Raw genomic sequence first — 24,244 nt, forward strand, 5'->3', positions numbered from 1 at the left:
GTCCGGTTGGCGTGACAGACGAGTGAAGCCCCTGGTGATACGGGCTCACAACCAAGATCACCCGTATCACCAGAGACTTCACGTGCCGTCCACTCGTTCGGACCGTGTCTTCGCTTCCTCACCGCCCGTATCCGTGAACCTCGCCGCGCGATCGGCAGTCGGCAGCGGTTGAGCGCCGGCCGACAGACCGTGCCCGCCCTCGCCCACCCACGCGACGGGCACCTACGCCCAGTTCGCCGCCGGGTTCGACACGGCACGACCACGGCCTACCGGTACATCACCGAAGCCGTCGGCCTCCTGGCCGCCCTGACACCCACGCTCAACCAAACGGTCCGCGAAACGTCGAGAAGGCGTTCGTCCTGCTCGACGGCGCTCTCCTGCCCATCAACCGCACCACCGCCGACCGGCTGTTCCACCCGGTCACGCACAAGAAGCACGGCATGAGCCTCCACGTCCTCGCCGACCCGGCCGGAAGTCTCCTGTGGGCCCCGCCCGCCTCGCCCGGAGAATGTCCATGGCATCCGCGCCGCACGCGAACACGGCATCCTCCGCGCCCTCACCCCCGCAGACACCGACTGATGGCGGAAAAGGGCTGCCAGGGCGCCGGACCGGCTCCACGCGCCGTACCGAGGCCGGCGGGGGGTCCGTCCGAGGGCAGCAGACCGTGAACCGCCCGCAGACCAAGCCCCGAGCCCTGGTCGAACCCGGCGTCGCCACTCTCAAGACCTGGCGGCTCCCGCGCAGACTCCGGTACTCGACCACCCGCACCACCAGCCTCGTCCAAGCCGTCCTCACCCTCTACCGCACCTGCTCAAACCGAGGCTGGAAAAGCCTCACTACGCGACACGAGCGCTTGTTCGGCAGACCCGTTCCCGGGCGGTTTGCCGCCGGGCGCCTCCTCGGTGATGGCGGCGCGCGTTTGCGAGCGCCGTGCGCCGGTGACGGGAGGGCGCGTCGCCCGTAAGCTCCGAGAACGACCAGATCGATTTCCATACTGGAAGGGGAGTCCGGACTGCCCGCCTGGTGACGAGAGACAAGTCGAGGGTGACCTGCCCATCAAAGGTGCAGGGGGTGACAGTGATGCCGGAGGGATTGCTGTGGACCTCACCGGCCCGGACGGCGACGAAGGCCATGCGAGGAAAACGGCGAAGTTCGTGTACCTCCCGAGCCGCTCGCTGACAACAGTCGGACATGCCTGGCCAACGGCCATGATCACCGGCAGTTCCCGCTTGCGCATGAAGGGGGGCGGGCTGGCACCTTGGAACGTTTCCGACATTCCCGATCAGCGACCAACGTCCCTGCTAGAGGCCACAGAGATGAAACCGGCCTACGCCTTGCCTCAGCGCTACGCCGTATGCAATGCGACTCGGCCGGAATCGATCAATACTGAAAGCGAGCGGCGAACCGCGGCTCCAGACCTCTCCACAGAGAACTGACCATGCGTCAGTAAAGTCAGCATCAGTACCGCCGGAACCCGCTTCCAACCACTGAAGAGCGCCAAGATCACAAAATGCCCACACACCCTCCGACCTGCAAAAACACTGGTCAGAGACGCGGCCGCTACCCTACCTAGGAGACAGCGTTGAAGATGCTCATCAATGTGCCGGAGACCGTCGTCGCGGATGCCCTTCGGGGGATAGCCGCCGCTCATCCTGAGCTTTCCGTCGATGTGGACAACCGTGTGATTGTGCGGCGTGACGCGCCGGTGGCGGGAAAGGTCGGACTGGTCTCCGGGGGCGGGTCCGGCCATGAGCCGCTGCACGGGGGATTCGTCGGGCCCGGCATGCTGTCGGCCGCCTGTCCCGGCGAGGTGTTCACCAGCCCGGTGCCGGATCAGATGGTGCGGGCCGCGGCCGCTGTGAACAGTGGGGCCGGAGTGCTGTTCGTCGTCAAGAATTACACCGGCGACGTCCTGAACTTCGACATGGCCGCGGAGCTGGCCGAGGACGAGGGCATCCAGATCGCGAAGGTCCTGGTCAACGATGACGTGGCGGTGACCGACAGTCTCTTCACCGCGGGGCGGCGCGGGACGGGGGCCACGCTGTTCGTGGAGAAGCTCGCCGGCGCCGCCGCCGAGGAGGGGGCCTCCCTGGAGCGGGTCGAGGCCGTCGGACGGCAGGTGAACGAGAGCTCGCGCAGTTTCGGCGTCGCGCTGACCGCCGTCAGTACGCCCGCCAAGGGCAGTCCCACCTTCGATCTGCCGGAGGGCGAGCTGGAACTCGGCATCGGGATCCACGGCGAGCCCGGGCGGGAGCGGCGGGCGATGATGACCTCGCGGGAGATCGCCGACTTCGCCGTGGACGCCGTGCTGGAGGACCTGAAGCCCTCGGGCCCCGTACTCGCACTGGTGAACGGTATGGGTGCGACGCCGTTGCTCGAGCTGTACGGGTTCAACGCCGAGGTCCAGCGGGTACTTGCCGAGCGGGGAGTGACGGTCGCCCGTACGCTCGTCGGAAACTATGTGACCTCGCTCGACATGGCGGGCTGTTCAGTGACGCTCTGCCAGGTCGACGAGGAGCTGCTGCGGCTCTGGGACGCGCCGGTGGAGACCGCCGCGCTCCGGTGGGGCCGTTGAAGCAGCGAGGAAACGCTTACGCCTGCGAGGAGATGCCGTGCCTGCGAAGGAACCAGGACCGATGCTCGACACCGACTTCTTCCGCCGCTGGCTGACAGCCATCGCCGGCGCGGTGGAGCGGGAGGCCGCCAGGCTCACCGAACTGGACTCCGCGATAGGCGACGCCGACCACGGCAGCAATCTGCAGCGGGGGTTCCGGGCCGTCACGGATGTGCTGGAGAAGGAGCCGCCGGCCACGCCCGCGGCGTCGCTGACGCTGGCGGGACGACAGCTGATATCCACCGTGGGCGGCGCCTCGGGACCGTTGTACGGAACGTTGCTGCGGCGTACGGGCAAAGCGCTCGGTGACGAGAGCGAGGTCAGCCGGGAGCAGTTGGCCCGGGCCCTGGGCGCGGGGGTGGCGGCCGTGGCGCAGCTGGGCGGTGCGAAGGCGGGGGACAAGACCATGCTGGATGCCCTGGAGCCCGCGGTGGCGGCGCTCGGTACGTCGTTCGCGGCGGCCGCGGAGGCGGCGGAGCAGGGGGCGCTCGCGACCGTGCCGCTTCAAGCGCGCAAGGGGCGGGCGAGTTATCTCGGCGAGCGGAGCATCGGGCACCAGGACCCCGGAGCCACGTCGTCGGCGCTGTTCATCGCGGCGCTCGCCGAGACGGCGGACGGTACGACGGGCGGCACGGCCAACGGGACGGCGGGCGCATGAGCCTGGACAAGCCGGTCGGCATCGTGCTCGTGTCGCACAGCGGCCCGGTCGCGGAAGCCGTCGCGGAGCTGGCCCGCGGTCTCGCGGGCGGTGGGGCGCTCGCTCCGGTGGCGGCCGCGGGAGGCACCCCCGACGGCGGGCTCGGTACGAGTTCCGAGCTGATCTCCGCCGCGGCCGCCGAGGTGGACCGGGGCGGGGGTGTGGCGCTGCTGGTGGATCTCGGCAGTGCGGTGCTGACCGTGAAGACCCTGCTGGCCGACGGCGACGAACTGCCCGAGGGTGCGCGGCTGGTGGACGCTCCGTTCATCGAGGGCGCGGTGGCCGCGCTGGTCACGGCCTCCGCCGGGGGCGATCTGGACGCGGTGGAGGCGGCCGCCTCGGAGGCGTACACGTACCGCAAGGTCTGAGGTCCCGCCGGCGTCCGGGCGTCGGATGTACAGCGCTGTCCCCGGCCGGGGATGTCCCGGCCGGGGACAGCGGCGTACGCGGGCCCGTCCCGTCCCCGTCACCGAGCGGTCCGCGCGCCGGGCCCGGCGTCCGCTCGCCTTGCTGATGTGCGCCCGCGGGCCCACGCTCGGCTTATGGAACTCGACGGTCCTGAGAAGTCGGAAACGGCGGCGGCCCCCGACTCCCGGAGGCTGCGCTGCCTGGTGTCCGGGGCGACGGGATACATCGGCGGCCGCCTGGTGCCCGAGCTGCTGGCCGCCGGTCATCAGGTGCGCTGCCTCGCGAGGACGCCGGAGAAGCTGCGCGACCAGCCCTGGACCGGGAGCGTCGAAGTCGCCCGGGGCGATGTGACCGACGCCGATTCCGTCGGCGCGGCGATGGCGGGCGTCGATGTCGCGTACTACCTGGTGCACGCGCTGGGCAGCGGAGGGGATTTCGCGGAAACCGACCGCCGTGCGGCCACGATCTTCGGGGAACGCGCCAAGGCCGCCGGAGTGCGGCGCATCGTCTATCTCGGCGGTCTGACCCCGGCCGGAGTCCCCCAGCGTGAACTCTCGCCCCATCTGCGCTCCCGTACGGAGGTGGGCCGCATCCTGCTGGATTCCGGTGTACCGACCGCGGTCCTGCGGGCCGCTGTGATCATCGGTTCCGGTTCGGCCTCCTTCGAGATGCTGCGTTACCTCACCGAGCGACTGCCGGTGATGGTGACGCCGAGCTGGGTGCGCACGTCCATCCAGCCGATCGCCGTCCGGGACGTCCTGCGGTATCTCGTCGGCTGCGCGCGACTGCCCGGCGAGGTGAACCGGAGTTTCGACATCGGCGGGCCCGGGGTGCTGACGTACCGGGACATGATGCAGCGCTACGCGCTGGTGGCCGGTCTGCCGCGGCGGCTGATCCTCCCGGTGCCCGTACTCACCCCGGGGCTCTCCAGCCACTGGATCGGGGTGGTGACACCGGTCCCCCGGTCGATCGCCCGGCCGCTCGCGGAGTCGCTGCGCAATGAGGTCATCTGCCACGAGCACGATCTCGCACGGTACGTTCCTGATCCGCCCGGCGGCCCGCTCACCTTCGACCGGGCGGTCGAGCTGGCGCTGCGCCGCATCCAGGACGCGAATGTGACCACCCGCTGGTCGAACGCCTCGGTACCGGGTGCCCCGAGCGATCCGCTGCCCACCGACCCCGACTGGGCGGGCGGCAGCCTGTACACCGATCACCGGGAGATGGCCGTGGCCGCGTCTCCCGAGGAGCTGTGGCGCGTCATCGAGGGCATCGGCGGGGACAACGGCTGGTACTCGTTCCCGCTGGCCTGGGCGGTACGCGGATGGCTCGACCGGCTGGTCGGAGGGGTGGGTCTGCGACGGGGCAGACGGGACGCCCAACGCCTTCGGGTGGGCGATTCGCTGGACTTCTGGCGGGTGGAGGAGATCGAGCCGGGCAGGCTGCTGCGGCTGCGCGCGGAGATGCGGCTGCCGGGGCTGGCGTGGCTGGAGCTGCGCGCGGACCCGGCGCGGGATCGCGGTGACGGCCGTCGCCGTGCGGTGTTCCGTCAGCGGGCGCTGTTCCATCCGCAGGGGCTGCTCGGGCATGCGTACTGGTGGGCCGTCTGGCCGTTCCACGGCGTGGTGTTCGGCGGGATGGCCCGCAACATCGCCAAGGCCGCGCTCGTCACGGGGAAGCGGGAACAGGTCGCGGGCCCGGGCGTGGCCGTGCGGGAACAGGATCTGGTCGCCGGACGGCAGAACCACCGCCGGTGATCCCCTGGCCCGGCAAACTCACGCGGAGGTTTTTTCACAAGGGCTCGGCCGCGGTCCGCGTCGTGCGGGCCGAGGCCCGCGGCCCGGGGTGGGTCTTCACAGGCATGCCCCGCGGGCAGCGCCTGTAAGACCCACCACGGCGGGCCGCGTCCGGCTTCGTCGTCGGGGGTTGGGGTTGATCAGGCCGGGGTGTGCGCCGTGCCCGTGGGTTCCGGGACGATCGGCGCCGGAGGTCCGGGCGGGGGTGTGCGGCTGAAACGCCGGGCCAGGGGTTCCGTCCAGCGCGCCGCGAGCGGTCCGAGGATCACCAGGATCAGGACGTAGGCGGTGGCGAGCGGACCGATACGGGGCTCCACGCCGACCGCGAGACCCGCGATGACGATGGAGAACTCCCCTCTGGCCACCAGAGCGCCGCCGGTACGCCAGCGTCCCGCTGATCTGACTTTGGCGCGGCGCGCCGCGTACCAGCCGGTGGCGATCTTCGTCAGGGCGGTGATGACCGCCAGGATCAGAGCTGTCCCGAGCACCGGCGGAATGGCCGCCGGGTCGGTGTTCAGACCGAAGAAGACGAAGAAGACAGCGGCGAACAGGTCGCGCATCGGGGAGAGCAGGTTGTGCGCGCCTTCGGCGACCTCGCCGGAGAGGGCGATGCCGACGAGGAAGGCGCCGACGGCTGCCGAGACCTGGAGTTCCTGGGCAACGCCTGCCACCAGGACCGTCAGGCCGAGCACGACGAGAAGGAGCATTTCCTTGTTGTCGGTGGAGACCGCACGGCTGATCAGCCGGCCGTGGCGCAGGGCGAGGTAGAGGACCGCGCCGACCGTGCCGAGCGAGATCACCAGGGCAAGGCTGCTCCCGGCGATGCTCAGGCCGGCGAGAAGGGCCGTGAGCAGCGGGAGGTAGATGGCCATGGCGAGGTCTTCGATGACCAGGACGCCGAGAATGACCGGTGTCTCACGGTTACCGAGCCTGCCGAGGTCGCCGAGGACCTTCGCGATGACTCCGGAGGAGGAGATCCAGGTCACGCCGGCCAGTGCCACGGCGGCGACGGGACCCCAGCCGAGGATGAGCGCGGCGACCGCGCCCGGTGTGGCGTTGAGTACGAAGTCGACCACACCCGAGGGGTACTGGGTCTTCAGGTTGGCTACGAGCTCGGAGGCCGCGTACTCCAGTCCGAGCAGGAGCAGCAGCAGGATGACGCCGATCTCGGCGCCCGTGGCGACGAATTCCTCACTGGCGCCGAGCGGCAGCAGTCCGCCGTTGCCGAAGGCGAGTCCGGCGAGCAGATAGAGCGGGATCGGAGAGAAGCCGACTCGCAGGGCGAGCCGGCCCAGTATGCCCAGGCCCAGGATGATGGAGCCGAGCTCGATGAGCAGGGCAGTGGTGTCGTGCACGGGCTTCTATCCTCCGTTGACCAGTTCAGCGACGGCGTCCACGCCTTCCCGGGTCCCGACGACGACGAGGGTGTCCCCGAGGGCGAAACGGAAGTCCGGAGTGGGCGAGGGGAACGCGTCGGTCCTGCGCAGTACGGCCACGATCGAGGCGCCGGTGCGGGAGCGTGCCTGCGTGGCGCCGAGCGTCCTGCCCGTGTACGGGGAGCGCTTGCTGATCGGGATGTGTTCCGTGACGAGGTCGATCTCCAGGTGCTGGTGAAGATGGCCGACGGGGTCGGGCATCAGGAGCTTGGACAGCGCGGTCGCCTCGTCCGGAGCGAGCGCGGTGGCGTCCTTGCAGTTGTCGTCGTCCTGGGGGTCGTGGAACGCGAGGATGCGCCGACCGTCCTGGTGGACGACGACCGAGATGTGACGGCCTCCGTCCGTGGTCAGGTCGTACCGGGTCCCGACCCCTGGAAGGGGGGTTTTGCTGACGTGAGCTGTTGGCTCCATGGATGACGCTCCGTACGGCGTGATGGTGTCCGGATCACCATCATCCGTCATCGAACAAGGTGGCGATCGTGCTGGGAGTCCGCGCACCTGCGGACGGATGGTGCGTGGGCCTCACCAATGGATCTGACACACCGCACACGAAGTGCACGAAACCATCACACAATACACCTTATACGCACGAGCGGAACGAAGTGGTCCGGTGCGACCGGATCCGGTGCGGGCGTGATGGCGGTGAACCCGGTGCCGCGCATCCGACGCGGACCGCCCGGGCGGGCATGCGTCGGTGCCGCGCATCACTCACCGCCGGCTCGGGCGCCCGTCGCCCGGTGCGGCACGGGCCGGACCACACGGGGCGACGGGCGCCGAGCCGTACCGCGTCCCGGCCGCTCACCGTCGCCCGGACGGTCCAGGGCGGCTCGGACGCCGGTCCACCGGCGCCGGCGGGTTTCCTCGGCTCTCCGGGATCGGTTCCGGGCTCATCGCTCCCCCGTCGGCACGCCGTGGGGCAGGGTCCCTGCGCCTCGCGCCCGGGACGCCGACGACAGCGATGACCGCCGGCCGGTGAGCCGCTCCGCCGGCTCCCCGCCCGGACGCTCACGACCGACGCAGCAGCCGGCAGCCTCATGCCGGAATGCCGACAGCCCGGCGTACGCGCGCCACTGTCCGCGCCGTACTCCGGGCTGCCGTTCGCGCCTGATCGCGCGGCTCTGTCTTCTGATGCCGGCTCCACCGCCGCAGCGTGCCGGTGCTCCCCCCGTTCGCCGGGATCACCGCCGCACACCTTCTGCCGCGGCCGGCGCGCGCCGGTTGCGGGAGTGAGGGCCGCGCCGCCTCCTTCGGGGAGCGGACGCTCCCCCTCGCCGCCGGCGCGGACCCCACTGTCAGGCCCCGTCGGGACAAGGCGGACGGCCCTCGCTCACGGGCCCGCGTGTTCGCGGTTCACGGTTCCGTGCTCGGCGTCCGTCCGGTCTCCCGCGACCCTGGGTCCCGGTCAGTACCGGCAGAAACTCACCGGTGAGAAGTTGTCGACGTAACGGGCCGATACGTAGCCGGTCCATCCGCCGTCGAGGCGGTACCAGAGGTCGTTGCCTTCCACGTCCTCGCCCCGGACCTTGCAGGCCAGCGTGACGATCGTGTGCGGGCGGAGACTTCCCAGGACCGGGGAGTGGGTGTTCGGCCTCTCACGGATGTTCAGCGGGAGCCGCGAGACGACCTCACCCCGGGCGACGCGCTCCTCCGACCCGTTCGGTGCCTGCGGAGTGAGGGCCGAGGCCGCCGCGGGTGCGGGGGTGTCGGCAGCGCTGGCGGGAGTGGCGGCCAGGGCTCCGCCGCCGGCCAGCATGAGTACGGCGAGCGCTGCGGTGGCGCGTCGCATGGTGCGCAGTCTGTACACAATTGCCTCTTTCACGTAGGAGGATGAGTCCCTTATGGCATGCCGGACGACGCAACCGCCAGACCGAAACGAAATCCTCACTCGGATGAGGCAATAACAGATCCCAGGGGACGCCCGAACGAGCGGTGACGAGGCGTCAATTGTTCGACAGCGCGCCCGTGAAGCCTTCCCTCCCGCTCCCCCGTCCGGGCTTCCCGGAACAAGCCGTCCGTCCCGTGAGAACAGTCGGCCCGCGACTCCTGAACTCTTCGCCGACCGCGTACTGCTGGCGTTGCCCGCGTTCCGCGCGAGCGCGGAACGCGGGGCTTCTTCCCGCCGAGCGGCCGGGCCCTCACGGGAGCGCACCGGTGACTCACTCTCGCCGCGCGCTTCGGCACAAGCTGTTCGTGCCCGCCCCGGGCATCGGCAGGTGGGCGCTGCGGCAACGCACGAGGTGTTCGTGCCGGTCCGGCGGGCCGCGGTCTGCTGAGTCGATGGGCTCTGGGCGCTGCTGGTGCCGCAGCTGCTCGCGGTGCTCGGCGCCATCTTCCAGGCGGCCTGGGTCGGGCTCCCAGGCCGGGAAGACAACAGGAGGATGCTTCCCGGCGGGGGGGTTGCTCGCCGCCGTGACGCTCTACTGTGTCGGCGTGGCCGTCCTCACCGTGATCGGCACGCTCGCCGGCTTCTGCGGCAGCCTGTGTGCGCCGATGGCCGCGAACTCCGACCTCGTACCCGCCGCGCCGCTCGAACCGAAAGACCAGTACGGACCGATCAAGGCACGGCGCCCTCGGCCGGCGTCCTGCTGGTCTGCCGGTCTGGCTGGTCTGGCTGGTCTGGCTGGTCTGCAGCATCCTGCTCATCCATCTCTTCGCGTTGTGACGGAAGGCCACCATGAAAGTCCTGATCACCGGTTTCGAGCCCTTCGGCGGGGAGGACACCAACCCGTCGTGGGAGGCGGCCTCCCTGGTCGCCGCGGAGCCGCCCGCCGGCCTCGATGTCACGGCGGTCGAGCTGAGCTGTGTCTACGGCGTGGCCATCGCGGAACTGCGTTCGGCCGTGACGGAGTTGGACCCCGACCTCGTGTTGTGCACGGGCCAGGCGGGCGGCAGGCCCGGTCTGAGCGTGGAACGGGTGGCGCTCAACATCGACGACGCCCGCATCCCCGACAACGCGGGCAACCAGCCGGTCGACGAACCGATCGTGCCGGGCGGCCCCGTGGCGTACTTCGCCTCGCTGCCCGTCAAGGCGTGCGTCGAGGCCGTACGAGCAGCGGGCCTGCCCGCTTCGGTCTCCCAGACGGCGGGCACGTTCGTCTGCAACCACGTCTTCTACGGCCTCGCCCATCTCATCGCCACACAACGGCCGCGCCTGCGCGGCGGGTTCGTTCATGTGCCGTACGCACCGCACCAGGTGACAGCCGAGGACGCGCCTTCCATGTCGGTACGGGACATCGCCGCCGGACTCGGCGCGATCCTCGCTACGGCGGCGCGTACGGCGACGGACCTGAAAGTGGCCGGAGGAGCGATTCACTGAGCGGAAGCGGTGAAGCGTGGCTGCGGGAACGTGACTGCCGGCGGGAGAAATCGGCCGATCGCCTCGCCCATGGGACCGGTCCGGCAAGGACGATGGCCCACATGGGTCTCGGATCGGCTTCTCAGGAAGGGCTGTTGCCCGACAACCGTGCGGCGCAGCCCGCCGACTGCGTTCTCCGCTCGTTCACCGGGTGGAGCTGGGCGAACTCGCCCGCGAGCATGCTCATCACGACGAGATCGCGGTGCCGGCCGGCGAGAAACACCCGATCGCGAAGGCGGCCCTCTTCGGCGAATCCGAACCTGCGATGAAGCGCCAACGAGGGCTCGTTGTGCGCGAAGACCCGCGCTTCGCACCTGTGATAGCGCCGCTCGGCGAACATGTAGCGCAGCAACAGCACTACGGCTTCCGCCGCGTAGCCATTTCGCCGGTGGCCGGCGCCGATCGTGACGCCGTACTCGAACCAGCCCGCGCGTGGGTCGGCGTGGTGCGAGCCGACGGCACCGACCGTCTCCCCGGTGTCGACGGCTTCGATCGCCAACTGGAAGCAATCCCCGCCGGACGCGGCAGCGGCCTGTTGTGTCGCCCAGGCGCGGTAGCCCTCGGCGGAGCGGGGCGGGTTCAACACGTCTCCCAGCCCCTCTTCGTCCTCGGCGAAGCGCCTGAACGCGGTCCAGTCGTCGGGCTCGATACCGCGCAGGCGTACCCGTTCGCCCGTCCAGAACGATGTCATTCCGTCATCGGATCATGCCGCCGGACCTGCGTCCAGAGCTCCCGCGATCACCGCGACGGCCCGTGACCCGCCACGTCACGGCGGGTCGCATCCGCCTTGCCCGGAAGTCGAGTTCGTCAGGCTGCCGCCCAATGACCTTGCGGAGGGCTTCAGTTCAGCAGCGTGGCTCTGAAGGTCCCGCGGTGGGCCGACAGCCAGGTCTGTACGCGGTCCCAGCGCCCCCAGCCACCGTGCTCCGCGAGCGCCTGGAGGTAGGCGGGATCACCGCCGGCCACACGGCCGGCCACGAAGGCCCGGCAGGTCCGGGTCACCTGCTCGATGACGTCGGGCAACTCGGCACGTTCCTGCGGAGAGAGGCCGTAGCTGTCAGCGAGGATCCGCAGCCGCAGCCGCGCCGGTACGTCCAGTCCGTCCGGGTACGCGACGGCCGCGGACGCGGGGTCGAGCATGGGCACCCAGTAGCGGGCGGTCATGGCGACGTCCCAGACGGGGCGGCCGGGCGCCACAAGATCGAAGTCGATCAGGGCGATGGCTCTGCCGTCGCGGAAGACGACGTTCTCCGGACACACGTCGTTGTGGCACAGCGTCGTCCCTCCTTCCGGATCGGCCAGGTCCCGCTGCCAGTCGGCGCGGGCATCGAGCGGAAGGGACGCGCTCGCCTCGTGCAGACGCCGCAGCAGCCGTCCCACCGACCCCAGGGCCGTTGGCGTCAACACCCAGCGCGGAAAAGGCGGTACAGCCACCTCGCCGGGGATGAAGGTCAGCTGCTCGCGGCCGTCAGCGGCCGAGCGACCGGGACCGGAGCGGCCTCGAAGCGTTCCGGCGCAGCGCGGCGAGCAGCCGGTGGAGGGAGCGCGCGTTCGGTGGAGCCGGACGTTCCACCAGGGTTCTCCTGCGGAAGACCGCGCCCGCGTTCGCCATGCCACCACGCAGCGCTTCACCGGCCGATGCCCCGCCTTCCTCCATCACAGCCACCAGACCAGGGCCTGTCTGGCACATAGCGCCGTCCGCCCGAAGGGTGGGGCTCGCGGCGTCTGGTGCGTGCAATCGCAAGGCGGAGGATCGCCCGCGTACTGGACGTACTCGGGCGACTCCGTCAACGCGGCGAGTGGTGCGTGCCAGGCGGGATTTGTCAGACAGGCCCTGGGGCGTGCTACGAAGTTCCGCCGGGCTTGCGACGCCCGGCACGCCCTGGCGTCGGGACGGTCCCGCACCGTCGCCCGCGCCTGCAGAACAGACCGCGAAAGCATCAGCAGCGCAGGCATTGCCCGCTACCTTCCTGCTTGGTGGGCCCGCCCGCCGTCGGCGTGACCCCTCCGTACATGTACGTCAGCAGGCCAGAACCGCCTGCACCGTCTTGCCGGTGCCAGGGCCGCCGAGTACGGAGAACCGCTCTGAGAGTCCTCGTACCATCGCGATGCCCCTGCCTCCCTCGGCCAGTGGGTCGACGGCGGAGGTGGGCAGGCGTGGGCGTTCGGGGCTGTTGTCGTAGACCTGTACGGTGACCTGCCCGTGGGCCACCCGCAGCTGCAGTCGGCAGTTGCTCCGGCCGTGCCGGGTGGCGTTGGTCACCAGCTCGGAGACGACCAGCCTCGCGTCGTCCAGTTGCTCCGGGGTCACCTGTTCGCCGCAGCCGTGGCTGAGGTAAGCCGTTGTGAGGTATCGCGCCCACCACGCGGAGGTCTCCGAACGCGGCAGTACGTACGTGGCGCGCGCGGCTCGCCGAGCGGTACGCCCGTGCGTACGCATGGAAATCACTCCCTTCGTCGCGGACCCCTCCGAGTGGCCGGTCCATAGCTGCTGGTGCCCGAACATTTGATCGGCAATCGTATTCTTCAGGGTGGGTCTTGACACCACCGAATGCCAGAGGCTAGGGGCGTGACCGGTGACGGGGTTTCACTTCGCTTCTCCCTGGCCCTGCTGGTAAACGTCCGGAATGCCGTCGGCGTCGTCATCACGGTTTTCCACCTCGCAGAGACGGCGGTACACGCGGTCGCGCCGCTTGAGGAGCAAGGCGGCGAGGGCCGCCGAGATGAGCGAACCGCACAGTACGGCCGCCTTGACATGTCCGGCCACTGCCCCGTCCGGGAAGGCCAGTTCGCCGATCAGAAGCGCCACCGTGAACCCGATGCCGGCCAGGACCGAGAGGGCGAACACATCGGCCCAGGACAGGTCGGGGTTGAGCCGGGCCCGGGTGAACCGGGCGGCGAGGTAGGTGCCGCAGAAGATGCCCAGCGTCTTGCCGACGACCAGACCCAACACGACTCCCAGAGGTTCGGGACGGGTGAACACATCACCCAGCGAGGCCAGGGAGACACTTACACCGGCCGCGAACAGGGCGAACAAGGGAACGGCGATGGCCGCGGAGTAGGGCCGCAGCAGATGGGCGGTGCGGTCGCCGGGCGACATCGCTTCGGCTTTCCTGCCGTCCGTGCCGTCGTCCGCGGTGGCACGCAGGATGAGACCCATCGCGACGCCGGCGACGGTGGCATGGATTCCACCGTTGTACATGAGCCCCCATGTCACGACTCCGAGAGGGACGTACCACCACCAGCCGCGGACCCGCTTGCGCTGCAGGATGTAGAAGACAACCAGCCCCGCCAGCGCTCCGAGGAGGGCGAGGATGTTCAGGTCGCTGGTGAAGAAGACTGCGATGACGAAGATCGCACCCAAGTCGTCCACCACGGCGAGGGTGAGCAGAAAGGCACGCAGCGCGGACGGCAGGCTGGTGCTGATGACGGCCAGGACCGCCAGTGCGAACGCGATGTCCGTGGCCATCGGCACGGCCCAGCCCTCCAGCGAGCCGCCGCCGCCCCCGGCGACCACGACATAGAGCACGGCAGGCACAATCATGCCGCACACGGCCGCCACCACCGGCAGGGCCGCGGCGGCCGGTGTCCGCAGTTCCCCGACCACGAGTTCTCTCTTGAGTTCGACCCCGGCGACCAGGAAGAACAAGGTGAGCAGACCGTCCGAGGTCCAGTGTCCCACCGACAGATTCAGCCCCAGCGCCGAGATGCCGAAGTGTGTCTCGCGGACGGTCTCGTACGAGTGACTCCACGGCGAGTTCGCCCACACCAGGGCGATGACGGCTGCTGCCAGCAGCACGAGCCCACCGACCGTCTCCGTACGCAGGGCCTCAGCCAAGGCCTTGCGCTCGGGCCATGGGAGCAGTGTCAGGAACGGCGATCGCTTACGCGTGGGAACAGGCATGAGGAAGGCCTCCGGGTGCACGGTCGTGGAACGGAGACAACTGTCCCCTGACGCCGACCAGACTTCCCGGCACACCAGCGCGTGTTTGCACGCGTTACCGACACCTTATCCAGCACACCGCCTTCGGGCCGAATGTCTCTTGCTCACGCTCCAATCCCCATTTGGAGCATTGGTGAGGTCTGACGAGAAACGACTGGGCCAGTTGGGCCAGGCTCGATAACGGCACCCTGGCCACCCACCTCGCCTCGTCACCAGGGACGGACCACCTCCGGCCAGTCGCACCGGCCGCCTCTCCCGTACAAACCGTTTACACCCGGACGCATGAGCCGCCGGACCCGGAAAACACTGATCGGGACACTCGCGGCGACGGCCGTGAACCCGGGGTCGAGTACGTCGCTCTGCCGTCCTGATCAGTTCGACCTATGGTCAGGATCACAACGTCCTGGACGGTCTGGAGGCAGGCACTCATGGCAAAACGCTTGGCGAGAACAGGTCTGGTCGGCGAACTGTCCGCAGAATTCGCCGGTACGTTCATCCTCATTCTCTTCGGCTGCGGCGTGGTGGCCCAGGTGGTGGCCGCCGACCTCGGCGACCATGACAGCATCGCCTGGGCCTGGGGACTCGGCGTCACCTTCGGTGTGTATGTGGCAGCCCGTATCAGCGGCGCCCACATCAATCCGGCGGTGACCCTGGCCATGGCGACCTTCAGAGGCTTCTCGTGGAGCAAGGTGGTGCCCTACGCGATCGCGCAGACCCTCGGAGCGTTCGCCGCCGCTCTGCTGGTGCGGTGGAACTACACGGAGGTGCTGGCCAAGTTCGACCCCGGCCACACCTTCAAGTCGCAGTTCGTCTTCTCCACTCTTCCCGGCAACGGCACGTTGCCGGTGAGCGAGTGGGGAGCCTTCCGCGACCAGATCATCGGCACCGCGATCCTCCTCTTCGTGATCTTCGCCATCACCGACCTGCTGAACACACCTCCGGGCGCCAACCTCGGAGCGCTGATCACCGGACTGGTCGTCGTCGCGATCGGTATGGCGTGGGGCGCCGACGCGGGCTACGCCATCAACCCGGCCCGTGACTTCGGGCCGCGTCTGGCCAGCTTCATCACCGGTTACGACACGGCCTGGCGAGATCAGTACGGCAACATCTACTTCTGGGTGCCGATCGTCGGCCCCCTGATCGGCGGACTGGTCGGCGCGGGCGCGTACCTCCTGCTGGTGGGGCGTTACCTGCCCAAGGTGGGTGGCCAGGAGCCGGCCAGGGCGCCGGTTACCGAACCCTGACAGCGGCAGGCGCGGTACGTCTGTTCCAGCCCCGGACCACGTCCCGGATCTGCTCGGCCCTTCCCGGCCGGGTACGTCCGGGACGGCTGCTTTTCACGGCTGTGCCGTGCCGACCGCTCGCGTCGAGCAGACGCCGACGACGCACCGCCGCCGCAGGCCGCCCTCCCTTCCCGGGTTGCCCGAGCGGAGCCGCTGCCCGCGAGCTGCCGTCGTCACGCGTGGCGTGCGGTGCGAGGTCGTCAAGCCCGACGCGGGCCAGGAACTCCACGCGTATACGGTCCGCGACTTCGCCGACCCCCTTCCGAGCCGTCGCCGGCCGGGTCCACGTGAATACGGAAGGGTCGCCCGCCGCGCGATGCCTCCATTTCTTTCCGAACGCACAGCTCCTGAAGCAGCGCTACCCGCATTGACGTATCCGCGGCGATTCCCGGCGGTGCTTCCGGCGTCAGGATCTGAAGCGGTGTCCCGTCAGGACATGGATCAATAGCGGACAAATGCCGCGTCCGGTCGGTTATTTGTTGTGAACAGCGGAACCTTCTCCGGACGGCGGGCGCACAACTCTTGACGTGTACGAAACACGGGAGAACCATCTGGCGTACCGCAGAGAGCGCTCTCCCGAACGTCCGGGGCCCTCTGCCTCACCTTCCGCACCGCCTGCCCGTCGTCCACGAATCCAGGAGACCTGCCCATGCACGCTCCTCCGCTCGTCGCACCGGTGTCCAGGAGAACCTCGCCGGGGCGCCGCCGTGGAGTGGCCGCGTCCGTCGCGGCCACCCTGATCGCGTCCCTGCTGCTTCTCATCCCCGGCACCACCGCCAGCGCCGCTCCCACCCTGCTCTCCCAGGGCAAGCCGGTGACGGCCTCCAGCCAGGAGAACGTCGGCACCCCCGCCACCTACGCCGTCGACGGCGACAACGGCACGCGCTGGTCGAGCGCCGCGTCCGACCCGCAGTGGATCCAGATCGACCTCGGCTCCACCGTCGCCGTCAGCCAGATCGCGCTGCGCTGGGAGACGGCGTACGCGAAGGCGTACAAGATCGAGTTCTCCACGAACGGCACCAGCTGGACGACGGCGTACTCCACCACCACGGGACCGGGCGGCAACGAGACGCTCAACGTCTCGGGCAACGCCCGTTACGTACGGCTCACCGGTACCGCCCGCGCCACCCAGTACGGCTACTCCCTGTACGAATTCCAGGTGTTCGGCGGCACGACGGGCGGCGGCTCCGGTCCCACGGGTCCGATCCAGGGCGGCGGTGACCTCGGTCCCAACGTCAAGGTCTTCGACCCGTCGACGCCCAACATCCAGGGCACACTGGACGACATCTTCCACCAGCAGGAGTCGGCCCAGTTCGGGACCGGCCGCTATGAACTGCTGTTCAAGCCGGGCACGTACAACAACATCAACGCCCAGCTCGGTTTCTACACCTCGATCGCGGGTCTGGGGCTGCACCCCGACGACACCAACATCAACGGTGACGTGACCGTCGACGCAGGCTGGTTCCAGGGCAACGCGACCCAGAACTTCTGGCGCTCGGCCGAGAATCTGGCGCTCAAGCCGGTCAGCGGCGAGGACAGGTGGGCGGTCGCCCAGGCCGCGCCGTTCCGCCGTATGCACGTCAAGGGCGGGCTCAACCTCGCGCCGAACGGATACGGCTGGGCCAGTGGCGGCTACATCGCCGACAGCAAGATCGACGGCACCGTGTCGCCGTACTCCCAGCAGCAGTGGTACACCCGCGACAGCTCCATCGGCGGCTGGGGCAACGGCGTCTGGAACATGGCGTTCTCCGGGGTCGAGGGCGCGCCAGCCCAGGCCTTCCCGAACCCGCCGTACACCACGCTCGACACCACTCCGGTCTCGCGCGAGAAGCCGTTCCTGTACCTGGACGGCAACAACTACAAGGTGTTCGTTCCCGCCAAGCGCACCAACGCGCGCGGCGTTTCGTGGAACGGTACGCCGCAGGGTGACTCGCTCTCACTCGACCAGTTCTACGTGGTCAAGCCGGGTGCGACCGCCGCGACGATCAACGCGGCGCTCGACCAGGGCCTCAACCTGCTGTTCACGCCTGGCATTTACCACATCGATCAGACGATCAACGTGAACCGCGCGAACACCGTGGTACTCGGTCTGGGCTACGCCACGATCATCCCGGACAACGGCGTGAACGCCATGAAGGTCGCGGACGTCGACGGTGTGAAGCTGGCCGGCTTCCTGCTCGACGCCGGCAGCGTGAACTCCCCGACGCTGCTCCAGGTCGGTCCGCAGGGCTCGTCGGCGAGCCACGCCGCGAACCCGACCACCGTCCAGGACGTCTTCGTCCGGATCGGTGGCGCGGGCCCCGGCAAGGCGACCACCAGCATGGAGATCAACAGCAACGACACGATCATCGACCACACCTGGCTGTGGCGAGCGGACCACGGCAGCGGCGTCGGCTGGGAGACCAACCGCGCCGATTACGGTCTCCACGTCAACGGTGCCAACGTGCTGGCCACCGGCCTGTTCGTCGAGCACTTCAACAAGTACGACGTGCAGTGGAGCGGCGAGAACGGCAAGACGATCTTCTTCCAGAACGAGAAGGCGTACGACGCTCCCAACCAGGCCGCCGTCCAGAACGGCAACACCAAGGGGTTCGCCGCCTACAAGGTCGACGATTCCGTCAACACCCACGAGGGCTGGGGTCTCGGCAGCTACTGCAACTTCACCGCGGACTCGAGCATCGTGCAGGATCATGGTTTCGAAGCACCGGTCAAATCCGGCGTGAAATTCCATGACCTCCTGGTTGTCTCCCTCGGCGGGATGGGTCAGTACAACCATGTGATCAACAGCACCGGATCGGCTACGTCTGGTACCTCGACGGTTCCGTCGAACGTGGTCTCGTTCCCCTGATCCAGTGATCCAGTGATCCAGTGATCCAGTATCAGGTTCCGGTGATCAGGTTCCGGTGATCAGGTGACCCGGTACTACGCATGAGACAGGGCCCGTCCTCTTCCTTGAGGTCTCACGGTCCTCGCGACACCCACAGATCACGGGTGGTGCGAGGCCCCTGGAACCCAAGCTCCCCGAGGGCGGGCCCTGCCACGTCCCGCGACCGGCCGAAGACCCGGCCCCGCGGCGACGTCAGCGCTTTCCGCGCAGCTTGCCGAACATCTCACGGGCCTGCGCGCGCTTCTTCGGATCGGCGGAGGCCCGGCGCACCTCCTCCGTGACACGCCGTCCCTGCGGGCTGCGCGAGAACTGTTTGATGCGTTCGATCATCCCGGGCATGTCGTCTCCTGAGTCTCGGTCACCATCGGTGTCTGAACCCCATCTACCCTGTGACGTCCAGTCGACTCCGGCGGGGTGCGAGGCCCGGACGCCGTCCTGGCCCGTTCACCCTTTGGCCGCGCACGAATGGCGACGCGTTCCGCCCGCTCACAGAGTTGACGGCATGTCGGGCAAGCGAAGCGCGGGTCTCCTTCTCCACCGGGTCACGGACACCGGTGCCGAAGTGCTCATCGGCCATATGGGCGGGCCGTTCTGGGCTTCTCGCGATGCCGCCGCGTGGTCGATACCGAAGGGTGAGTACGAGTCCGGCGAGGAACCGGCCGCCGCGGCCCGGCGTGAATTCCAGGAAGAGCTGGGACTGCCGCCGCCCGCAGGACCCTGGACCCCGCTCGGCGAATCCCGTCAGCGGAGCGGCAAGACCGTCACCGTCTGGACCGTCGAGGGCGACCTCGACCCCGCGCAGGTCACCCCTGGCACCTTCACCATGGAGTGGCCCGGGAATTCGGGCGTCCTGCGCGAATTTCCCGAGCTGGACCGGGTTGCCTGGTTCTCCCTCGACGACGCCACCGAACGGCTGGTGACGGGCCAGCGGGTCTTTCTCGACCGCCTGAATCATCACATATCGGACGCATCCCGTCCGCCAACGACAGGCCGCTGAATTCACGCCGTCCAGGAAAGGGACCCTTTCAGTGCACCTCACCCGCGTTTACTCTGCCGCCCTCGGCTCGATACTGCTGGCCGCTTCCGTTCTGCCCACCACGGCACTGTTCGCCTCGGCCGATCCCGCGGGGGCCCCGCCCGCCCGCGGCGGCTCCCCCGGCGCTCCCGGCAGCGAAGGAGGTTCCGGCGAGGAGTCCGGCAGGAAAAAGGGCTCCGGCGGAAAAGCCCCGGCCGAGATCCTGGGCGCGAAGCGCCCGGACACGGCGGCCGGCGCGAGGGGCGAAGACAGAACGGTCCGGCGTGGAACGGGCCAGGCCGGCGGCGGCCAGGGCGGAGAGCCGGCCCGCAAAGGGCCTCCGGCCCTCCACCAGGAAGGCTCGGTCGGGGCGGCCGCCCTGCTCGCCAGAGCGGAGAGCGACGGCTGCAGGCAGGTCTCCCGGGAGATGTACAGCACCGACGAGGAGGATCCCGCGACCGTTCCCATCTGCGGAACCAAGGACGCCGTGTTCTGGAAGGCCGACCTGGACGTCGACTGCGACGGGCAGGCCACGGAGCACTGCAACGCCGGGACCGACGAGTCGTTCCAGAATCTGACCGCCTTTCCGCAGACCGACGGCAAACCGCTGAACGCCGAGAAGCTGCCGTACATCGTCGTCCCCGACACCAGTGAGACCTGGGACTACAGGTCCTCGGGCATCAAGGGCGGCGGGCTCGCCGCGGTGATTCACGGCGACAACGTGGAGTACGCGGTCGTGGGTGATCTCGGCCCCACGGGGATCATCGGGGAGGCCTCGTACGCGACGGCCGAGGCGCTGGGCATTCCGGCGGACCCGGAGGGCGGGGGCGCCGCCTCCGACGTGACGTACATCCTCTTCAAGGACTCCCGGGTCTCCCCCATCGAGAGCCACGCCGAGGCGGTCCGCCTCGGCGACGAGCTGGCCAGGAAGTTCGTCGGAAGGAAGTAGCGGAGCCGCCTGCCACCGGACCGTTACGGGCCCCGGTTCCGGGTACGTCCGGTGGCTGAGTCCGTCCGGGTCAGCGGGTGTGACCGAGCCAGTCGAACATGTGCTGGTGCAGCGTCCCGCGCGCCCCGTAGCTGCAGTGTTCGCCGCCGCCTTCCGAGGCGGGCATGGCGATGAGAGTGCTGGGACCGGTGAGCGCGCGGTGGAGGCGTTCGGGTTCTCCCCGGAAGAAGGCATCGTTCTCCGGGGAGAAGATCAGGGCGGGCGTGGTGATGTTCTGGACGACGCCGTCGAGGGTGTAGTCACGCGTCTGGCGGAGGTAGTCCGCGACGGAGTGGGCACCGAAGGTCCAGACGCCGTTGCGGATCGCCCAGCGGAGGCTGGTGTTGTGGGCGGAGAGGGTCGCGGTCACGGGTTCGGCGAGGTCGTCGCGGCCGTCGAGGGCCCACGTGGCGAGGTAAGGGGGGACGGCGCGGAGGTTCGCGTCGTGATAGCTGTACATGCCACCGTCGAGGACCAGCGCGGCCGCGCGGTGCTCGTGGGCCGCGGCGCGGGCGACAAGGAAGCCGCCGAGGCTGTAGCCGTGGAGTGCGATGCGGTCGGGGTCGATCTCGGGGCGGGTGAGGGCGTAGTCGATGACGGGGGTCAGGACGGCTTCCCAGTCGGGACGGAAGGTGAGGCGCTGCTCGCGCAGTGCGGCGCCCTGCCCGGGACCGTCGTAGGCGAGGCAGTTGTAGCCGCGGCGCAGGGCAGCGGCGGCGACGGAGAAGTAGGCCTCTTCGAGGATCGAGTCGAAGCCACTGGTGAAGATGACGGTGGGGCGGGGAGCCCCTGAGTCGTCGACGAGGAAGAGGTAGCCGGGCAGGGCCGTGTCCTCGTAGGGGATGGCGACGGGCTCGACGGGGTGGTCGAAGAGGGGCGCCGCCGTGGCGAAGGTGTGGCGGGCGAGGCTGGAGAGTTCCATGGCGGCCGGGTCGTTGAAGGGGTCGTCGCGGCGGTAGAACTCGGCGGTGCGGTAGTAGTTCGAGGCGCGCAGGAGGGCTTCACGGGCGCTGACCCGGTGGCCGGCGGTCAGCGAGCGGGTGCCGGCTTCGTGCACGCGGTCGGCGGTGGCCTTCCAGGCGCGGTACCAGGACTCTTCGTCGCCGTCGGTGATCTCGCTCGCGGTGGTCAGGATCTCACCGAGGTCGGCGCCGCCGTATTCGGCGAAGCACGCGGTGCGCAGGGTCTCGAAGGAGAAGGACTCGTCGTCGAACAGGAACTTCATGGGGTGCTCCTCGGCAATCATCGAGACGGTACGGTTCCGTCTCGCTTCTGACCCCAACGTAACCCCTATCGAGACGAGACGCAACCGTTCCGTCTCGCGAGATGCCGGGGTTCCTCGCCGCCTCGGTCGGGGAAGCGCGCTGTACGGCTGACCTGCGGACACGTCACCGCACCGGTCGCGAGCGCGGTGGTGCGCGACGACCGGCCATCCCACTGTGGGGCAACTGCCCGCTCCGCTGGGCACGTTGGCCGGTGGGGCCTGTCGGACGCACACAGCTCACGGGTCAGGAGCCGTGGGAGGCGGACCCGGGAGCCGCGTGCGTCCGGCCGGAGAAACGGGCCGGAGAAAACAGGCCGGGGAAACAGGCGGGGAAAAGGCCCGGAAAAAGGTCGGCCCCACCGGCCGGGGGGGTGTGCCGGTGGGGCCGAGGAGAGCGGCTGGGGGACCGCTGGCTCGGGTCACAGGGGCGTGTGCCCCCGCCCTCACGTCGTATGCACACCGATGCCAAGAGATTCGAGGGACTTTTTTCCTCCGGATGCGCGGGACGCGCACCGCGTCGCCCCCGCGCCCCGGACACCTCCTCCGCCGGCGGCCGTGCGGAGTGCCGCGCGGGGACCCGGCTTCCCCGCGCGGTGAACGCTGAGCGACGGGCTCCGGTCGTGCGGACGTGGGCCCGGCGACGGCTCGGCGGCCTCCGTGATCCCTGTTCGGTGATGGGCTTGAAGCGTTGAAGCCTCGTTCACTCGCAGGCCACGCCCGCTGCCAACCATGGAAGAGAAGCCAGGGGACTGGTCCCCAGGCGCGCTTGCCGCCGCGTTCGTACCCGGGGAGACCGCACCATGCCACGCATACGCTCCGCTGTCACCGCCGTCGACCGGCGTTCTTTCCTCGCCGCCACCGGAGCGGTCGGCGTCTCGGCCGGGATCGGTCTGGCGCTCGGCGCGGGTGGCGGGTCGGGAGAGGCCGCCGCCGCGCAGGCCCCGACCACCGCGCCGGCGGTTCCGGCTCCCTCGCAGTCGCCCACCAGGCCCGCACGCCCGGCCCGTACGACGCTCGACTCCGTCGCCACCGCGCGCGACGAGAAGGCGGCCTTCCGGCGACTCGGCGACGGCCCCGGGTGGAACAGGGTCGTACGCGACGATCTCGCGGCCGCCGGGAACCGCCGCGCCGAGCGGCGTACGGTTCTCACCTCCTTCGTCCAGCTCACCGATCTGCACCTGGCGGACGTCCAGCACCCGGTGCGCACCGAGTACATGCGCTCGCAGGGGCTGTCGTCGTGGCGGCCCCAGGAGGCCCTGACGGTGCCGGGAGCCGTGTCCCTGATCGAGCAGATCAACGCGCTGAAGGCCGCTCCCGCGACCGGCGCGCCGCTCTCCTTCGCGGTGACGACCGGCGACAACACGGACAACAACTCCCGGTCGGAACTCGACTGGTTCCTCACCGTGATGAGCGGTGGCCGTATCACCCCCAACACCGGTGACAGCCGGAACTACGAAGGTGTGCAGAACTCCGGGGAGCGCCTGTACTGGCACCCGGAGGACGCGCTCCGCGACACCGACAAGACCCTCGGTTTCCCGCGCGTCGAGGGTTTCCTCGACGCCGCGATCCGCTCCGTGAACAGCCCGGGGCTGCGGCTCCCGTGGTACTCCACGGTCGGCAACCACGACTCGCTGGCCAGTGGCGCCATCGCCGACCGGTCCGGATTCCTCGCGGACTTCGCGGTCGGGGACAAGAAGCTGTACAGCGTGCCGGATTCCGGGGCCAAGACCCTCGCCGACATCCTCGCGAAGGGCAGCATGCCCGGTGGCGGTGAGCTGGTGGAGCTGCTGCGCAAGGAGAAGGGCCGGATGCGCACCGTCACGCCGGACCCGGGCCGGGCGCCGTTCGGCCCGCGCGAGTACCTGACGGCGCACCTCGACCCGGCGCGTACCGGGGCGGGGCCGTTCGGCCACGGCTACACGGCGGACAACCTCGCCGACGACACGCTCTACTACACGTTCCCCATGGGGGAGAACGTGGTGGGCGTCAGCCTCGACACGACCGACCGCGCGGGACACTTCACCGGCTCGGTCAACACCACCCAGCTGGCGTGGCTGGAGCGGACGCTGAAGGAGCACAAGGACGGATACGTCGTGGTCTTCAGCCACCACAACAGCTGGACGATGACCAACACGCACCCCGATCCGGCCACGGGCGAGGCCAGGCACAACGGGGACGAGATCGTCAGCCTGCTGAAGAAGCACCGTAACGTCGTGGCCTGGGTCAACGGGCACAGCCACCGCAACTCGATCCTCGCGCACGGCTCCTTCTGGGAGATCTCCACCGCCTCGCACATCGACTTCCCGCAGCTCGCGCGGGTCGTCGAGATCGCCGACAACGGGGACGGCACCCTCTCGCTGTTCACCACACTGATCGAGTCGGCCGCGCCGCACACGACCGACTTCACGGATCTCTCCCAGACCGGTCTCGCGTCGCTCTACCGCGAGCTGGCCCTCAACGCGCCCGGCACCACCACCGCCCCCGCCGGTCAGTCGGACGACCGCAACACGGAGCTGCTGCTGCGGCGCTGACCGCCCGGCGGACGGCGGCGGGAATCTGGC

Annotated in this window: 18 protein-coding genes and 2 pseudogenes; 11 read left to right on the top strand and 9 right to left on the bottom strand. The window is 69.5% G+C overall.

All coding sequences use genetic code 11. The features are described 5' to 3' along the window. Window positions 1-108: 108 nt before the first annotated feature. From ACIP6N_RS28385 to ACIP6N_RS28405, 5 genes and pseudogenes are all read left to right on the top strand, one after another. Window positions 109-817: pseudogene (locus tag ACIP6N_RS28385) on the top strand (transposase family protein); the annotation flags it as partial. Window positions 818-1,582: 765 nt separating this feature from the next. Continuing rightward, window positions 1,583-2,575: a dihydroxyacetone kinase subunit DhaK gene (gene dhaK, locus ACIP6N_RS28390; RefSeq protein ID WP_401820270.1), complete on the top strand. Its 993-nt coding sequence runs from the start codon at window positions 1,583-1,585 to the stop codon at window positions 2,573-2,575. A 61-nt stretch (window positions 2,576-2,636) separates the two neighbouring features. Then, window positions 2,637-3,272, top strand: coding sequence for a dihydroxyacetone kinase subunit DhaL (dhaL, locus tag ACIP6N_RS28395; RefSeq protein WP_401820389.1), 636 nt, complete (start codon window positions 2,637-2,639; stop codon window positions 3,270-3,272). Further along, the gene (locus tag ACIP6N_RS28400; RefSeq protein ID WP_401820273.1) at window positions 3,269-3,679 is read left to right on the top strand and encodes a PTS-dependent dihydroxyacetone kinase phosphotransferase subunit DhaM; all 411 of its coding nucleotides are present in this window, start codon (window positions 3,269-3,271) and stop codon (window positions 3,677-3,679) included. Before dhaL ends, ACIP6N_RS28400 begins: the two co-directional genes overlap by 4 nt. A gap of 174 nt (window positions 3,680-3,853) precedes the next feature. Further along, a complete protein-coding gene (locus tag ACIP6N_RS28405; protein WP_401820275.1) occupies window positions 3,854-5,473 on the top strand; it encodes an SDR family oxidoreductase in 1,620 nt (539 codons plus the stop codon). Window positions 5,474-5,652: 179 nt separating this feature from the next. Here the strand turns inward: ACIP6N_RS28405 and ACIP6N_RS28410 are convergent, their stop codons facing one another. The 3 genes from ACIP6N_RS28410 to ACIP6N_RS28420 all read right to left on the bottom strand — a co-directional run bounded on the left by ACIP6N_RS28410 (window position 5,653) and on the right by ACIP6N_RS28420 (window position 8,734). Next, window positions 5,653-6,867: a cation:proton antiporter gene (locus ACIP6N_RS28410; RefSeq protein WP_401820277.1), complete on the bottom strand. Its 1,215-nt coding sequence runs from the start codon at window positions 6,865-6,867 to the stop codon at window positions 5,653-5,655. A 6-nt stretch (window positions 6,868-6,873) separates the two neighbouring features. Next, a complete protein-coding gene (locus ACIP6N_RS28415; RefSeq protein ID WP_401820279.1) occupies window positions 6,874-7,359 on the bottom strand; it encodes a cation:proton antiporter regulatory subunit in 486 nt (161 codons plus the stop codon). Window positions 7,360-8,350: 991 nt separating this feature from the next. Continuing rightward, a complete protein-coding gene (locus ACIP6N_RS28420; protein WP_401820280.1) occupies window positions 8,351-8,734 on the bottom strand; it encodes an SH3 domain-containing protein in 384 nt (127 codons plus the stop codon). 888 nt (window positions 8,735-9,622) lie between these two features. Between ACIP6N_RS28420 and pcp the strand changes: the two genes are divergently transcribed. Further along, window positions 9,623-10,264, top strand: coding sequence for a pyroglutamyl-peptidase I (pcp, locus tag ACIP6N_RS28425; RefSeq protein ID WP_401820282.1), 642 nt, complete (start codon window positions 9,623-9,625; stop codon window positions 10,262-10,264). 121 nt (window positions 10,265-10,385) lie between these two features. Here pcp and ACIP6N_RS28430 read toward each other — a convergent pair whose 3' ends face one another. From ACIP6N_RS28430 to nhaA, 4 genes and pseudogenes are all read right to left on the bottom strand, one after another. Beyond that, window positions 10,386-10,994 (bottom strand): GNAT family N-acetyltransferase, encoded by a 609-nt coding sequence (locus ACIP6N_RS28430; RefSeq protein ID WP_401820284.1) that lies wholly within the window; start codon window positions 10,992-10,994, stop codon window positions 10,386-10,388. A 149-nt stretch (window positions 10,995-11,143) separates the two neighbouring features. Further along, window positions 11,144-11,960: pseudogene (locus ACIP6N_RS28435) on the bottom strand (phosphotransferase). A gap of 363 nt (window positions 11,961-12,323) precedes the next feature. After that, on the bottom strand, window positions 12,324-12,743 hold the full coding sequence (locus ACIP6N_RS28440) for an ATP-binding protein (RefSeq protein WP_401820286.1): 420 nt from the start codon (window positions 12,741-12,743) through the stop codon (window positions 12,324-12,326). A 147-nt stretch (window positions 12,744-12,890) separates the two neighbouring features. Continuing rightward, window positions 12,891-14,207: a Na+/H+ antiporter NhaA gene (gene nhaA / locus ACIP6N_RS28445; RefSeq protein WP_401820288.1), complete on the bottom strand. Its 1,317-nt coding sequence runs from the start codon at window positions 14,205-14,207 to the stop codon at window positions 12,891-12,893. A gap of 467 nt (window positions 14,208-14,674) precedes the next feature. On the opposite strand from nhaA, the gene ACIP6N_RS28450 reads away from it, so the two are divergent. Continuing rightward, window positions 14,675-15,490 carry an MIP/aquaporin family protein gene (locus tag ACIP6N_RS28450; protein ID WP_401820290.1) on the top strand — a complete coding sequence of 272 codons (816 nt, stop codon included), beginning with the start codon at window positions 14,675-14,677 and terminating at the stop codon, window positions 15,488-15,490. A gap of 688 nt (window positions 15,491-16,178) precedes the next feature. After that, window positions 16,179-18,377 (top strand): discoidin domain-containing protein, encoded by a 2,199-nt coding sequence (locus ACIP6N_RS28455; protein WP_401820292.1) that lies wholly within the window; start codon window positions 16,179-16,181, stop codon window positions 18,375-18,377. A gap of 231 nt (window positions 18,378-18,608) precedes the next feature. On the opposite strand, the gene ACIP6N_RS28460 is transcribed toward ACIP6N_RS28455, so the two are convergent. Further along, window positions 18,609-18,755 (bottom strand): hypothetical protein, encoded by a 147-nt coding sequence (locus ACIP6N_RS28460; protein WP_401820293.1) that lies wholly within the window; start codon window positions 18,753-18,755, stop codon window positions 18,609-18,611. A gap of 163 nt (window positions 18,756-18,918) precedes the next feature. Here ACIP6N_RS28460 and ACIP6N_RS28465 point away from each other — a divergent pair, with 163 nt between their 5' ends. Together ACIP6N_RS28465 and ACIP6N_RS28470 are read left to right on the top strand one after the other, a co-directional pair. Then, on the top strand, window positions 18,919-19,413 hold the full coding sequence (locus ACIP6N_RS28465; protein ID WP_401820295.1) for an NUDIX domain-containing protein: 495 nt from the start codon (window positions 18,919-18,921) through the stop codon (window positions 19,411-19,413). 31 nt (window positions 19,414-19,444) lie between these two features. After that, window positions 19,445-20,380, top strand: a complete 936-nt coding sequence (locus ACIP6N_RS28470) for a glycoside hydrolase family 75 protein (protein ID WP_401820296.1) — start codon at window positions 19,445-19,447, stop codon at window positions 20,378-20,380. A gap of 70 nt (window positions 20,381-20,450) precedes the next feature. On the opposite strand, the gene ACIP6N_RS28475 is transcribed toward ACIP6N_RS28470, so the two are convergent. Beyond that, window positions 20,451-21,644 carry an alpha/beta hydrolase family protein gene (locus ACIP6N_RS28475; RefSeq protein WP_401820299.1) on the bottom strand — a complete coding sequence of 398 codons (1,194 nt, stop codon included), beginning with the start codon at window positions 21,642-21,644 and terminating at the stop codon, window positions 20,451-20,453. A gap of 839 nt (window positions 21,645-22,483) precedes the next feature. Between ACIP6N_RS28475 and ACIP6N_RS28480 the strand changes: the two genes are divergently transcribed. After that, complete coding sequence (locus ACIP6N_RS28480; protein WP_401820300.1) at window positions 22,484-24,214, top strand: TIGR03767 family metallophosphoesterase; 1,731 nt, start codon at window positions 22,484-22,486, stop codon at window positions 24,212-24,214. The last annotated feature ends 30 nt before the right edge of the window (window positions 24,215-24,244 follow it).

This window comes from Streptomyces sp. NPDC088725 (assembly GCF_044751305.1).
In the GTDB taxonomy this organism is placed as follows: domain Bacteria; phylum Actinomycetota; class Actinomycetes; order Streptomycetales; family Streptomycetaceae; genus Streptomyces.

Excerpts from the sequence above, each read along its gene's own strand:
- ACIP6N_RS28450 (WP_401820290.1), top strand. The coding sequence starts at position 14,675 with ATGGCAAAACGCTTGGCGAGAACAGGTCTGGTCGGCGAACTGTCCGCA.
- pcp (WP_401820282.1), top strand. The coding sequence starts at position 9,623 with ATGAAAGTCCTGATCACCGGTTTCGAGCCCTTCGGCGGGGAGGACACC.
- ACIP6N_RS28455 (WP_401820292.1), top strand. The coding sequence starts at position 16,179 with ATGCACGCTCCTCCGCTCGTCGCACCGGTGTCCAGGAGAACCTCGCCG.
- ACIP6N_RS28440 (WP_401820286.1), bottom strand. The coding sequence starts at position 12,743 with ATGCGTACGCACGGGCGTACCGCTCGGCGAGCCGCGCGCGCCACGTAC.
- ACIP6N_RS28420 (WP_401820280.1), bottom strand. The coding sequence starts at position 8,734 with ATGCGACGCGCCACCGCAGCGCTCGCCGTACTCATGCTGGCCGGCGGC.
- ACIP6N_RS28400 (WP_401820273.1), top strand. The coding sequence starts at position 3,269 with ATGAGCCTGGACAAGCCGGTCGGCATCGTGCTCGTGTCGCACAGCGGC.
- ACIP6N_RS28430 (WP_401820284.1), bottom strand. The coding sequence starts at position 10,994 with ATGACATCGTTCTGGACGGGCGAACGGGTACGCCTGCGCGGTATCGAG.
- ACIP6N_RS28465 (WP_401820295.1), top strand. The coding sequence starts at position 18,919 with ATGTCGGGCAAGCGAAGCGCGGGTCTCCTTCTCCACCGGGTCACGGAC.
- ACIP6N_RS28460 (WP_401820293.1), bottom strand. The coding sequence starts at position 18,755 with ATGCCCGGGATGATCGAACGCATCAAACAGTTCTCGCGCAGCCCGCAG.
- nhaA (WP_401820288.1), bottom strand. The coding sequence starts at position 14,207 with ATGCCTGTTCCCACGCGTAAGCGATCGCCGTTCCTGACACTGCTCCCA.
- ACIP6N_RS28480 (WP_401820300.1), top strand. The coding sequence starts at position 22,484 with ATGCCACGCATACGCTCCGCTGTCACCGCCGTCGACCGGCGTTCTTTC.
- dhaL (WP_401820389.1), top strand. The coding sequence starts at position 2,637 with ATGCTCGACACCGACTTCTTCCGCCGCTGGCTGACAGCCATCGCCGGC.
- ACIP6N_RS28405 (WP_401820275.1), top strand. The coding sequence starts at position 3,854 with ATGGAACTCGACGGTCCTGAGAAGTCGGAAACGGCGGCGGCCCCCGAC.
- ACIP6N_RS28415 (WP_401820279.1), bottom strand. The coding sequence starts at position 7,359 with ATGGAGCCAACAGCTCACGTCAGCAAAACCCCCCTTCCAGGGGTCGGG.
- ACIP6N_RS28475 (WP_401820299.1), bottom strand. The coding sequence starts at position 21,644 with ATGAAGTTCCTGTTCGACGACGAGTCCTTCTCCTTCGAGACCCTGCGC.